This is a genomic window from Vibrio sp. YMD68, from assembly GCF_029958905.1.
In the GTDB taxonomy this organism is placed as follows: Bacteria; Pseudomonadota; Gammaproteobacteria; order Enterobacterales; family Vibrionaceae; genus Vibrio.
The window spans coordinates 1047887-1060760 of record NZ_CP124614.1 but is presented as its reverse complement, the minus strand read 5'-3'; the positions used below and the strand labels follow the sequence as shown (position 1 = coordinate 1060760).

General features: G+C 44.0%; 15 protein-coding genes. 1 reads left to right on the top strand and 14 read right to left on the bottom strand.

Annotated features, from left to right (window positions below; all coding sequences use genetic code 11):
* Positions 1–11 precede the first annotated feature (11 nt).
* The 13 genes from QF117_RS11090 to yceD form a co-directional block, all read right to left on the bottom strand.
* Positions 12–779 (bottom strand): YchF/TatD family DNA exonuclease, encoded by a 768-nt coding sequence (locus QF117_RS11090; RefSeq protein ID WP_282388978.1) that lies wholly within the window; start codon positions 777–779, stop codon positions 12–14.
* Positions 770–1732 carry a DNA polymerase III subunit delta' gene (holB, locus tag QF117_RS11085; RefSeq protein WP_282388977.1) on the bottom strand — a complete coding sequence of 321 codons (963 nt, stop codon included), beginning with the start codon at positions 1730–1732 and terminating at the stop codon, positions 770–772. Before holB ends, QF117_RS11090 begins: the two co-directional genes overlap by 10 nt.
* 1 nt (position 1733) lies before the next feature.
* Positions 1734–2369 (bottom strand): dTMP kinase, encoded by a 636-nt coding sequence (gene tmk / locus QF117_RS11080; RefSeq protein WP_282388976.1) that lies wholly within the window; start codon positions 2367–2369, stop codon positions 1734–1736.
* Complete coding sequence (gene mltG, locus QF117_RS11075; protein WP_282388975.1) at positions 2366–3382, bottom strand: endolytic transglycosylase MltG; 1017 nt, start codon at positions 3380–3382, stop codon at positions 2366–2368. The genes tmk and mltG overlap by 4 nt, the downstream gene beginning before the upstream one ends.
* A complete protein-coding gene (pabC, locus tag QF117_RS11070) occupies positions 3379–4182 on the bottom strand; it encodes an aminodeoxychorismate lyase (protein WP_282388974.1) in 804 nt (267 codons plus the stop codon). The genes mltG and pabC overlap by 4 nt, the downstream gene beginning before the upstream one ends.
* 81 nt (positions 4183–4263) lie before the next feature.
* Entirely contained in the window at positions 4264–5505 is a 1242-nt protein-coding gene (gene fabF, locus QF117_RS11065; RefSeq protein ID WP_282388973.1) for a beta-ketoacyl-ACP synthase II, read from the bottom strand.
* Between the two features lie 91 nt (positions 5506–5596).
* A complete protein-coding gene (gene acpP / locus QF117_RS11060; RefSeq protein WP_005595964.1) occupies positions 5597–5830 on the bottom strand; it encodes an acyl carrier protein in 234 nt (77 codons plus the stop codon).
* 234 nt (positions 5831–6064) lie between these two features.
* Positions 6065–6799 carry a 3-oxoacyl-ACP reductase FabG gene (gene fabG / locus QF117_RS11055; protein ID WP_026026469.1) on the bottom strand — a complete coding sequence of 245 codons (735 nt, stop codon included), beginning with the start codon at positions 6797–6799 and terminating at the stop codon, positions 6065–6067.
* A 43-nt stretch (positions 6800–6842) separates the two neighbouring features.
* Positions 6843–7769, bottom strand: a complete 927-nt coding sequence (gene fabD / locus QF117_RS11050; protein WP_282388972.1) for an ACP S-malonyltransferase — start codon at positions 7767–7769, stop codon at positions 6843–6845.
* 97 nt (positions 7770–7866) lie between these two features.
* Positions 7867–8817, bottom strand: coding sequence for a beta-ketoacyl-ACP synthase III (locus tag QF117_RS11045; protein WP_282388971.1), 951 nt, complete (start codon positions 8815–8817; stop codon positions 7867–7869).
* 5 nt (positions 8818–8822) lie between these two features.
* A complete protein-coding gene (gene plsX / locus QF117_RS11040; protein ID WP_017034058.1) occupies positions 8823–9848 on the bottom strand; it encodes a phosphate acyltransferase PlsX in 1026 nt (341 codons plus the stop codon).
* A 9-nt stretch (positions 9849–9857) separates the two neighbouring features.
* Positions 9858–10028, bottom strand: a complete 171-nt coding sequence (rpmF, locus tag QF117_RS11035) for a 50S ribosomal protein L32 (protein WP_004737376.1) — start codon at positions 10026–10028, stop codon at positions 9858–9860.
* Positions 10029–10061: 33 nt separating this feature from the next.
* Positions 10062–10586, bottom strand: a complete 525-nt coding sequence (yceD, locus tag QF117_RS11030; RefSeq protein ID WP_282388970.1) for a 23S rRNA accumulation protein YceD — start codon at positions 10584–10586, stop codon at positions 10062–10064.
* A 147-nt stretch (positions 10587–10733) separates the two neighbouring features.
* Between yceD and QF117_RS11025 the strand changes: the two genes are divergently transcribed.
* A complete protein-coding gene (locus QF117_RS11025; RefSeq protein ID WP_282389462.1) occupies positions 10734–11324 on the top strand; it encodes a nucleoside triphosphate pyrophosphatase in 591 nt (196 codons plus the stop codon).
* Positions 11325–11473: 149 nt separating this feature from the next.
* Here QF117_RS11025 and rluC read toward each other — a convergent pair whose 3' ends face one another.
* Complete coding sequence (gene rluC, locus QF117_RS11020) at positions 11474–12421, bottom strand: 23S rRNA pseudouridine(955/2504/2580) synthase RluC (RefSeq protein WP_282388969.1); 948 nt, start codon at positions 12419–12421, stop codon at positions 11474–11476.
* Positions 12422–12874: the final 453 nt, after the last annotated feature.

Here is a 12874-nt window from a genome sequence, read left to right as displayed (position 1 = left end):
ACTATCGATTTCTATCGCAAAAAAAGATTCGAGAAATTTTCGGTTGTTTTACGACCAACCTCGGATAAAGACAACCCTTTAAGCTGTGCAATGTAGGCCGCGACTTCAACAACGTAAGCGGGCTGGTTCTCTTTCCCCCGGTGAGGAATAGGTGCTAAATAGGGTGAATCTGTCTCAATCAACAGTCTTTCAAGAGGCAGCGACTTCACGACCTCTTTAAGTTCTTTAGCTTGGCGAAAGGTGACAATTCCCGAAATGGAAATATAAAAGCCCAAATCCATGGCCGCTTCCGCAAACGGCAAATCTTCTGTAAAACAGTGGATCACTCCACCACAACGTTCGGCGTTCCCTTCTTTTAAAATCGCAAGCGTATCCTCCCGAGCATTACGGGTATGGATAATAAGCGGTTTATTGAGATCAACGCCCAACTCTACTTGCTGAGCAAAGCGCAATTTCTGCAAATCGGCGGTTTCAGGTTTATAGTGGTAGTCCAGACCAGTCTCCCCAATAGCCACCACTTTTTCATGACGAGCGTACTCATGCAAAATATCCAATGCAAAGTCACTTTCTACGTCTAAAGGGTGGACACCACAAGATGCATGGACGTGATCATAAGGGAGAATCATTTCCATCATTTTAGGAAATGAATCTAAGGTCACCCCAACAGACAATAACTGTGTCACATTGGCTTGTTTTGCCTTTTCAAGCACATCTTCAATGCCTGAATGGATCTCATCATAATCAAGCTTATCTAAATGACAGTGGGAATCTACAAACATACTTCCTCATTAAATTTTATTAGCCAATCAGAAATCATTAACTCGTGATTAAGGCCTGGAAATGTTTTCAACTGAGTCATTAACGCACTAAGGCGTAAACTTTGCTGATAGAGTAAATCATAGCTCAAATGCTTCGAAAGCTCGTTAGCAACAGGGCTAAGTGATGGCTCGGCAACCTCAAAATGAGCTTTCTGCGCCTCGCAAAGCAGTAACCAAAGCCATTGCAGTCTTTCTAGAGAGCCTTCATTCAAGTGGCTATTTAACGTTAAGAAACTGTCTTGCCCTTTTGCCAGCGCTAACATTGCGTTTTCTATTTGCGTATAACTTTTTAAGTGTCCATCTTTAATAAACGCTTCGAGCCTTAGAGGTGCGTTATCATTCAAATGGGCAACATAATTTGGCACAGCTTGCTTTAAACGATCAGAGACCCATGCAGATGCCACCTCAGAGCTTGGGGCTTTCACATTCCACTGCTGACATCGGCTGACGATGGTTGGCAGTAATTGTTCTTTACGTTGTGTGATTAACAAAAATAGACAGTTACTCGCCGAGGACTCTAATGTCTTTAGCAATGCATTCGCCGCCGATTCATTCATCGCCTCAGCTGGCTGTATAATGAACAGACGAAAGCCGGAAAGCTGAGAAGATTCCTGAGCTTGTCGATTGCATTGGCGTATTTGATCAACAGAAATACTTTTTCCTTCTTTTTCAGGAACAATGTAATGAAGATCAGGGTGATTGGATGACTGCATCAAGCTACAGCTATGACAAAACCCGCAAGCCTGGGACTTGTCATTATTGCACATTAAGGCGTCACTAAATCTTTTTACCAGCTGTTCAACACCCAGCCCTTCTTGAGCGCAGAGTAATGTCACGTTAGTAAAGTGGTCACTTTGCAGGTTTCTCTGCCAATGTTGCCAAATATCATCTAACCAAGGATAAAGCGCATTCATGCTATGAATTCTCTTCTAACCAAACCATCAGTGCCGATTTAATGTCTTCGGCCACTTGCTCTATATTCTGTTCGGCATTAATAACAGAGACCGTTTTATCACTGCTTGCGATTTCTAGGTACTTCGATCTTGTTCGGTCGAAGAACTCAATATTCATTTTTTCTATTCTATCTAGCTCGCCCCGACCTCTCGCTCGTTCTAAACCAACACGGGGATCAAGATCCAGATACAAGGTAAAGTCCGGCTTGAAGCCTGCCAGGGTGGTTTCTTTTAACGCGTTCATCGTTGCTGATGGTATTTGTCGACCACCACCCTGATAAGCTTGTGAGGACATGTCATGACGATCACCCACTACCCACTTACCCTCATTCAACGCAGGCTTAATGACATTTTCCACTAACTGTACTCGAGCAGCGTACATAAGAAGTAACTCGGTCATATCTTGGAGCTTTTCACCTTGATGCTCTTCTTTTACTAAAGCTCTCATTTTTTCCGCCAGCGCGGTACCACCTGGCTCGCGTGTCTGAACTAACTCAGTGATACCCGCTTGGTGCAAGGTTTCTAAGATCGCACTGATCGCTGTGCTTTTTCCCGCGCCTTCTAGCCCTTCGACAACAATAAATTTTGCTTGATTCATTTTTGGCTTCTTATCTCTTTTAAATAGGCTCTAACGGCTGTGTTGTGGTCTTTTAAGTTTTTAGAAAACACATGCCCCCCTTTTCCACTCGCTACAAAGTACAAATAATCACTGTCTTCAGGATTTAGAGCCGCCTTTATTGATGCGCGACCTGCCATAGCGATCGGCGTAGGCGGCAGTCCAAAAATAGTATAGGTATTGTATGGCGTTGGGGTTCTTAACCCTTTTTTACCAATAACTCCCTTATAGCTATCTCCCATTCCGTAAATAACGGTCGGGTCTGTCTGAAGACGCATTCGCTTGTTAAGACGATTTATAAAAACCGCCGAGACGCGCTCACGCTCTGATTCAACGGCCGTCTCTTTCTCGATAATTGACGCGAGAATCAATGCCTCATAGGGTGATTCTAGTGGGAGACCAGATTGCTTGAGTTGCCATTCCTCATCCAATACTTCCCCAAGCTTTCGATAAGCTCTCTTTAAAATATCAAGATCCGTTGTTCCCAGCGTATAATTATAGGTCTCAGCAAGCATCAGGCCTTCCAGCTTTTGATGTTCACTGCCTATCAAAGCCGCGATATCTTCTTCTGAGAGACCCACGATTGTCTGTTCTAGGTTCTTATCGTCGGCCAACGTCGTCCGCCACTCCTCAAAGCGTGTACCTTCAACAAAAGTAATCGAAAATTGATGCTCCTTGCCTTCTGTCAAAAAGACCAGAGTCTGGCGTAAACTTTGTTCTGGAAGTAACTGGAATGTACCAGCACGAATTTGGGTCAATTCTGGGTAGAAACGACGCACTAACGGCGTAAACGGACTTTCTTCTATCCACTGCTGATTAACAAACTGGTTTAGTACGCCATTGAAGCTACTGCCAGATTGAACGGTGAAAATTTGTTCAGTTTGAATGGATAGCGGTTGTTCTAGGTAGGCATCAACTTCACTGGTCATATAAAAAAAGGCACCCGCAGCCATAGCGGACAGAATACACAATAAAATGAATAGCTTTTTAATCACGAACGAAAAATCTCCTGAAAGTCTCGGGCTTTTGACCCAATAGGGTATAGGTTGTCTCTCAATTTTATCACTGGAATGACGGTGCAAATCGAATTAGTCATGAATATCTCGTCAGCTCGATCAAGATCATGTTGAGTAAAATCTCCAATCTGGACAGGCATCCCTCTTTCTTGGGCACACTCAATAATAAGCTGTCGCATCACTCCTGCTACCCCACTATTTGCCAATGACGGAGTATATAGCGTCTCACCTGTTACCCAAAATAAATTGGCCATCGTGGTTTCTATCACATGATCATGAATATTTAGGACAACACCATCCACCAAGCCTTGCTCATCCATATCTCGCTTAGTTAGCACTTGCTCTAGACGATTATTGTGTTTATGCCCGGCAAGGAGCGGATTAATACCGAGTCGATGTGCACATACTCCTAGCTCTATGCCATGCTTGGCCCAATCTTGATAGTGTTCAGGGTAGCAGAATGTACTAATGACGATATTAGGTGCTGATACTTCATTGGGGCTATAACCTCGGCCGCCCGTTCCACGAGTAATATTCAGTCGAAGGCCCGCTAATCTAGACTTTAACGCAGCGTCATCCAACCACTGATGTACTTGCTTCCAGTTCGGCTGCACAATGAATAATTGATCCAAGCAACGTTGCATTCTTTGCTGGTGTTGTTGCCAATGTTGTATCTTTCCTTGGCAGGTAAGAATAGTAGTAAAACAACCGTCACCATATTGAAAAGAGCGATCGGTCAATGAAATCGTGTCGCAAGGCAGTCCGTTTACCCAAAACATTATGTCTTCCTAAAAAAAGAAACGGCTTAATGCTAAGCATCAAGCCGTTTCAATACAAGTCAATTTAAGACTTTCGGTTTGCTAGATCTTCTTAAAGATCAAGCAACCATTAGTACCACCGAAACCAAATGAGTTACACGCAGCGTATTCCATGACCACTTCTCGAGCAGTATGTGGAACGAGATCGATATCTAGATCGTCTTCTGGGTCGTCAAGGTTAATCGTTGGAGGAACGATCTGATCTTGCAAAGATAAAGCCGTAATAATCGCTTCAACCGAACCGGCTGCACCTAGGAGGTGTCCAGTCATCGATTTTGTAGAAGAAACCAAAACTTGCTTTGAGCCTGCTTCACCTAGCGCACGTTTGATGCCTTTAATCTCTGCAACATCACCCGCTGGGGTAGAAGTACCGTGGGCATTGACGTAGCCAATCTGCTCACCAGAGATGCCAGCATCACGCATTGCGGCTTCCATCGCGAGTGCTCCACCTGAACCATCAGCACTTGGTGATGTCATGTGATATGCATCACCGGACATACCAAAACCCACTAGCTCTGCATAGATTTTTGCACCACGAGCTTTCGCATGTTCGTACTCTTCAAGAACCATCATGCCAGCACCATCACCAAGAACAAAGCCATCACGGCTTTTATCCCATGGGCGAGACGCTTTTTCTGGCTCTTCATTACGAGTTGAAAGCGCTTTAGCTGCACCAAAACCAGCCATACCGAGTGGTGTAGAGGCTTTTTCTGATCCGCCGGCTAACATCGCGTCTGCATCACCATAAGCGATCATACGAGCGGCATGGCCGATGTTATGAAGGCCTGTTGTACATGCTGTTGAAATAGCAATGTTAGGACCGCGTAAACCACGCATAATCGATAAGTGCCCAGCAACCATGTTTACGATCGTTGATGGAACAAAAAATGGGCTTACTTTGCGAGGACCTTTTTCAATAAGAGTATTGTGTCCTTTCTCAATCAAATCTAAGCCACCAATTCCCGATCCAATTGCTACGCCAACGCGTGGGGCATTGTCTTCGGTAATGGTAAGGCCAGAGTCATCCATTGCTTGGATACCTGCCGCGACACCGTACTGGATAAATAAATCCATCTTACGAGCATCTTTTTTAGTCATATACTCTTCGCAGTTAAAGTCTTTGACTAAACCTGCAAAGCGAGTAGTAAAATTGGTAGTGTCATAATGATCGATATCAACGATACCGCTTTGACCGGCTAGCAGGGCTTTCCATGAAGATTCTACAGAGTTGCCTACCGGTGACAGCATACCCATGCCAGTGACAACAACACGACGCTTGGACACGATATTATTCTCCGGGATTGAAGTGATTCTATGAAAGGTATAGAAATACTAGAAAAAACACAGGCGGCTAGAAAGCCGCCTGGGAGAGATATTACTGAGCGCTGTTTACGTAGTCGATTGCAGCTTGAACAGTAGTGATTTTCTCAGCTTCGTCGTCTGGAATCTCAGTATCAAATTCTTCTTCCAGCGCCATTACTAGCTCAACTGTATCTAAAGAATCTGCACCTAGATCGTCAACAAAAGAAGCTTCGTTTTTAACTTCTGCTTCGTCTACACCTAGCTGTTCAACGATGATTTTTTTTACGCGTTCTTCGATGTTGCTCATTTTTCTTTTCCTTTACAGATGTCGCCTAAATGCGATGATTCCGTAGTTTATTCAAACTATTGAAAGTTGCAAGAGAGACCTTGCTGGTCAAACCACAATTTTAGCGATTTTAACCGAAATTCAGTACATTTTTGACTTAAATCATACACAAGTGTTGTTTATGAAATAGCCAAGCCTTCAATATTGTAGGGTAAATATAAAATTCTACTCACCTAAATATTCAAAACTGTCGTATTAAACCATATACATGCCGCCATTAACATGCAAAGTTTCACCCGTGATATATGCCGCTTCAGGAGATGCTAGAAATGCGACTGCGGATGCAATTTCACGTGGATCGCCCAAACGACCCGCAGGAACGTTTGATAACGTTGCAGCACGCTGATCATCATTAAGCGCTTTTGTCATGTCTGTTTCAATAAAACCAGGGGCGACGGTGTTAACGGTAATACCACGAGAGGCAACCTCACGAGCCATTGACTTAGTGAAACCAATCACGCCAGCTTTTGCCGCTGCATAGTTGGCTTGTCCAGCATTGCCCATTGTACCAACTACAGAGCCAACGTTCACGATACGGCCGTTACGTTTCTTCATCATGCCGCGAAGTACCGCTTTGGACATGCGGAAGATCGGCGTTAAGTTAGTATCAATGATGTCGTTCCATTCATCATCTTTCATGCGCATTAGAAGATTATCGCGCGTAATCCCTGCATTGTTGACAAGGATATCGATCACACCAAATTCGTCGTTAATCGTTTTCAACGTCGCTGCGATTGAGTCAACATCAGTCACGTTAAGCGCAAGACCTTTACCATTTTCACCAAGGTACTCACTGATCGCTGCTGCGCCATTTTCGCTCGTTGCGGTACCAATTACGGTTGCGCCACGCTCTACCAATAATTCAGCAATCGCTCGACCAATACCACGGCTCGCACCCGTTACTAGGGCGATTTTGCCTTCTAAATTCATCATCTGTTATTCCTTATGTTCTTAGCCAATAAAAGCCAGCGATTTATGCTTTCGCCGCTTCTAATGAAGCAACATCATTAACTGGCGCTGCGCTAAGTGTTTTAACGATTCGTTTTGTGAGACCCGTTAGAACTTTACCTGGGCCGAACTCAAGCAATTTTTCAACGCCTTGTTCATCCATTAGCTGAACACCTTCTGTCCAACGAACAGGGCTATATAGCTGGCGAACCAAAGCGGCTTTAATTTTTTCCGGATCTGTTTCTGCAATAACATCAACGTTATTGATAACGGGCAATGCTGGTGTGTTAAATTCAATAGATTCTAAAGCCACCGCTAATTTGTCAGCGGCAGGTTGCATTAGCGCACAGTGCGAAGGAACAGAAACAGGTAAAGGAAGCGCACGTTTAGCGCCGGCTTCTTTACAAAGGGCACCCGCACGAGCAACAGCCTCTTTGTTACCAGCAATAACCACTTGACCTGGTGAGTTGAAGTTAACAGGAGAAACCACTTCGCCTTGCGCTGCTTCTTCACACGCTTTAGCAATAGATTCATCATCTAAACCAATAATGGCGTACATAGCACCAACGCCCGCTGGTACCGCTTCTTGCATTAGTTGACCACGAAGCTCAACTAATTTGATCGCTTGCTTGAAGTCAATGACCCCGGCACAAACCAAAGCAGAATATTCACCAAGGCTGTGTCCGGCTAGATTATGTGGCTGCTCTAAACCAAGCTGTTGCCAGACACGCCAGATCGAAACTGAGGCAGCAAGTAAAGCCGGTTGTGTACGGAAAGTCTGGTTCAAGTCTTCAACTGGACCTTCTTGGATTAATGCCCAAAGATCATAGCCCAGTACTTCAGATGCTTCAGCAAATGTTTGCTTAACCACATCATACTGCTCACCTAATTCGGCAAGCATGCCCAGAGCCTGTGACCCTTGGCCGGGAAATACGATAGCAAAATTGCTCATTGTTATTTTCCTTAAACAAATAGACAAAAGAGAAAAGGCACAACAGAATCTATTTAGCCCAAATAGGTGCGCCTTTAACTTAAAATTGTGTGGGGTGTTAGAACTTAACCAGTGCAGAGCCCCAAGTAAATCCGCCACCAAATGCTTCCAATAACAACATCTGACCACGTTTAATGCGCCCGTCACGGACCGCTTCATCGAGCGCTGTAGGAACGGTGGCTGCAGAGGTGTTACCGTGTCGATCTAAAGTGATGACCACTTGATCTAACGACATGGTGAGTTTTTTAGCCGTTGCTGAAATAATTCGGTAGTTCGCTTGATGAGGAACCAACCAATCTAATTCAGATTTATTCATGTTATTGGCCGCAAGCGTGTCTTTTACCAGTTTCGATAACTGAGTCACAGCGACTTTGAATACTTCATTACCAGCCATGTGAAGCCATTTATCAGCATCACCACCACGCTCTGGGACACCAAGACTGAGTAGCTCGCCAAATTTACCATCAGAGTAAATATGAGTAGATAAAATACCAGGCTCTTCGCTCGCACCGACAACCACCGCACCGGCTGCATCACCAAAAAGAATGATGGTTGAACGATCAGTCGGATCACATGTCTTCGACAAAGCATCTGCTCCAATCACTAAGACATTCTTACACATACCGGTTTTAATATGCTGATCAGCAACAGAAAGCGCATAAACAAACCCTGAACAAGCCGCTCCGATATCAAAAGCCGGGCAACCTTTAATACCAAGTTTACCTTGCACCTGACAAGCCGATGACGGAAACGCATGGCTGCCACTTGTAGTTGCAACGATGATTAAATCGATATCGTAATTTTGAATGCCGGCCATATCGATCGCATTTACGGCTGCATGATAAGCCATATCAGCAACGGTTTCGTCTTCAGCAGCGATGCGACGTTCTTTGATGCCTGTACGCGTAACGATCCATTCATCGCTTGTCTCTACCATTTTCTCTAAGTCTGCGTTGGTACGCACCTGAGATGGCAGGTAACTGCCTGTACCTAAAATTCTGCTATACATGAAAACTAATAATGCCTCTCAAGTAAAACCGCTTCTAAACGATCGCTAATACGACTGGGAACTTGTCGCTTGACCTCATGTATCGCCTCACCTATCGCATTGACGACAGCGGATACATCAGCACTTCCATGACTTTTAATAACAATGCCGCGCAATCCTAGCAAACTTGCGCCATTATACTGGTCGGGGTTCAATGTTTTTAGTTCATCAAACAAACCTGAAAACAACTTTCTGGCAATCCAACCTTTTATTGAGCTGTTCATCATGCTTGATTTAAGCTTATCAATAAAGAGCTGAGCCGTACCTTCACACGCTTTAAGGCACACATTACCGACAAACCCATCACAAACCACCACATCCGCCGCGTCATGAAGTAATTGGTTGCCTTCAACATAACCAATAAAATGGACAGACTGAGTCTGGGATAACATCTCGGAACAACGCTTAACCAAATCATTCCCTTTAATCTCTTCGGCGCCAATATTCAAGATAGCGACTCTTGCTGGCCGGCCTAAATACTGCTCTGCTAAGGCACTGCCCATGACGGCAAATTGGAAAAGAGAGTCAGCATCACTTGACACATTGGCCCCTAAATCTAGCATCCAAGTTTTGTTGCCTTGGGCGGTAGGAAGCGCAGAAATTAATGCTGGACGTTCAATACCGGGAAGTAACTTCAATCGAAACCGCGATAGCGCCATAAGAGCGCCAGTATTGCCACCACTAAGGCAAGCATCGGCTTGATTGTCAGCAACCGCATCAATCGCCATCCGCATGGATGTGCCAGAACTGTTACGTAATGCTAGGGAAGGTTTTTCGACATTGGAAATGACCCGGTCACTATGTTCAATGATCAAACGATCATTGGTGTCATAACCAAGTAAAGATAATTGATGTGTGATCGAAGTCCGATCACCTATTAATAGGATTTTCAGCTCTGGGAAATACGACAGTGCCTGCACGACGGCAGGCACTGTAACACGGGGACCGAAGTCTCCGCCCATTGCATCAATCGCAACGGTTATAGTTTGCAAAGGTCAACCTTACTTGTTGATAACCTTTTTGCCACGGTAAAAACCTTCGGCAGTCACGTTGTGACGTAGGTGAGTTTCACCTGAAGTTGCGTCTACAGATAGTGCAGCTGTAGTTAGCGCATCGTGTGAACGACGCATGCCACGCATTGAACGTGATTTTTTGCTCTTTTGTACGGCCATTGACCCTACTCCTTTGTCTTAGTTTAAAACGAATTAACGCTTTAAGCTTTTTAAAACATCGAATGGATTCGGCTTTTTCTCTTCCTCAATTTCTTCAGGAATTTCACCAAATACCAAGTTATTTGAATTAACGCTGCATTCCGCTTCATCATGCATTGCTATTTGAGGCAAATTTAAGATGAACTCATCTTCAACTAACTGTATTAGGTCTAACTCACCGTACTCGTTCAGATCTACCAAATCGTACTCTTCCGGTGCTTCCTCTTCACTCTTCTCATTACAAGGAGTATATGTGAATTGGACATCACACTGATGTGTGAAAACCTCATTACAGCGTTGACATTCCAGGTCGACTTCGACGTTAGCTTTACCAGAGATAACTACGAGTCGCTGTTCATCCAGCCCAAATGACATTGAGACTTCTGCGTCGCGTTTAACGCCTTCGGTTATCTCCTCTAAACGCTTAAAAAGACTGACTTGGATGTAACCATCTAAATCTGTTCTTTTTTGAGCGGTTTTAGCGGGATGTACCGTTCGCGGTATTTTTACCTTTTGCATAGGGCGCGAATCTTATCTTCCAAAATACGTTTAGTCAAAGAAAAAGGTGAAAAAAGTGGACTTTTTTACCTTTCAATAGAGAGAATTATTAACAACAGCTTGGATTACGTTATGCTGTTATCTCTAACCCACACATTGTATCTAAAAATGCATAATTACCAACTGATTTTAGCCTCGACTTCTCCATATAGGCAGGAACTCCTCAACAAGCTTTCAATTTCATTTACAACGGCCACGCCCGATTGCGATGAAACTCCGCGACACAATGAAACACCTCAACAGCTCGTGAGTCGGCTTGCGCAAAAAAAGGCGACCTCTTGCCTCGCTGATAGCCCAAGCCTAATTATAGGGAGCGATCAGGTTTGTGTTATCGATGGAAAGATTGTTGGTAAACCTTTGAACCGAAAAACCGCCATCCAGCAATTGACGGCTCAAAGTGGCAAGGTCATCACCTTCTACACGGGTCTCTCACTTTACAACTCGGTGACCCAGTCTAGCCAAACCATTATTGATGAGTTCCATGTCCATTTTCGACAATTAAATCGTGCGGAAATTGAAAACTATGTTGATAAAGAGCAACCATTTTATTGCGCAGGCAGTTTTAAATGCGAAGGGTTGGGTATTGCACTGTTTGAACGATTAGAAGGAAAGGATCCCAATGCGCTTATCGGATTACCCTTAATCGAATTGATCACCATGCTGAAATCCGAAGGCTTTGAGGTATTAGCCAGTTCTTAATTCGGTAAGCGGCAGTTAATGTATCAACCCATTAGCGATGTACTAGTCAACGATCAGTATGCAGTCAATAGCTAACCTAAAGTTACCTATATCGCTCAAAGTAAGCGCTGCTAATGAGAAAGAACACCACATTAGCAGGCTGCTTAAGGTTACTTGCTGTTTTTTAACGACTGAATCACGCGTTCTAGCTTCGCTTCCATTGGAGCGCTAATGTCGACTAAGTTCTCTGTCGATGGATGAATGAACTTAATGTTCGCTGCATGCAGGAATAGTCGATCCAATCCACACTTCCCAGTGTAGGCATCAAAACGGCGATCACCGTATCTGTCATCCCATGCTATTGGGTGGCCAGCGTACTGAGTATGAACTCGAATCTGATGTGTACGCCCCGTCACTGGGCTCGCTTGTATTAACGTTGCATCATCGAATTTTTCAAGTACTTTAAACCGAGTCTCCGATGCTTTGCCTGTCGGATTAACTCGCACAATACTATTCACTTCATTTTTCAACAAAGGTGCATTGATGACACGACAAGTTGATTTCCATTGCCCCATAACCAGCGCGAAATAAAATTTCTTAACTGTCTTCTCTCGAAACTGGGCCTGAAGATGACGTAACGCCGATCGTTTTTTCGCCACCAGTAAAATGCCCGACGTGTCCCGATCGATACGGTGAACCAACTCTAAAAAGCGAGCCGTTGGTCTCAGTGCTCTTAATGCTTCAATGGCGCCAAACTTTAAACCGCTTCCGCCGTGTACCGCCAAGCCTGATGGCTTATTTAAAACCAACAGATGCTCATCTTCATAAATGATATTACTTTCAAGCTGAGCCACCTTGTTAAGCTTGGTACTGATCACTGGCTCATCGGTTTTCTCTTCAATAGTGACTGGAGGAATACGAACAATGTCCCCAGCCTGCAATTTATACTCAACTTTAACGCGTTTTTTATTTACTCGTACCTCTCCCTTTCTCACAATTCGGTAAACCATGCTTTTGGGGAGGTTTTTCAATTGGTTACGTAAGAAGTTATCTATACGCTGACCCGCCATGTCTTCATCGATATCGACAAACTGGACTTTAGTTCTAATTTCACTCATTTCGCCATTGTATCACTCAAACACGCTATATTTCATATTTTCTTGCTTCATTTAAAGCAAACCCAACTCACAAACATCACTCATTCACCGATACCCTTACTGCTGTGGATAAAAAACAAACTGCCCTTCACTATTTCTTAGACTTCAAGAGGAAAAACAAAGAAAAACAATTAATTATTGAATATCAACAGCCATTACTCTGGTTTTTTTTCACCTGTTTATAACAAAGCAGATTGCTGTGATTTCTTTGCGCTGCTATAGTTCACTGCTGCTATTAACGCTTTGATGATTATTTAAACAAAATCAAGCGCGATATCGCACAGTTAACTGAGTAGATTACTTTGTCCCGTAGTGCCGCACTTGGCGTAAGACTCTATTGAACGAAGTCAACTTATTGCCCTACTCGTCGTATTTTCATGTTGAGTATTCTCCGCAAATCGCGGGTCACAAGCA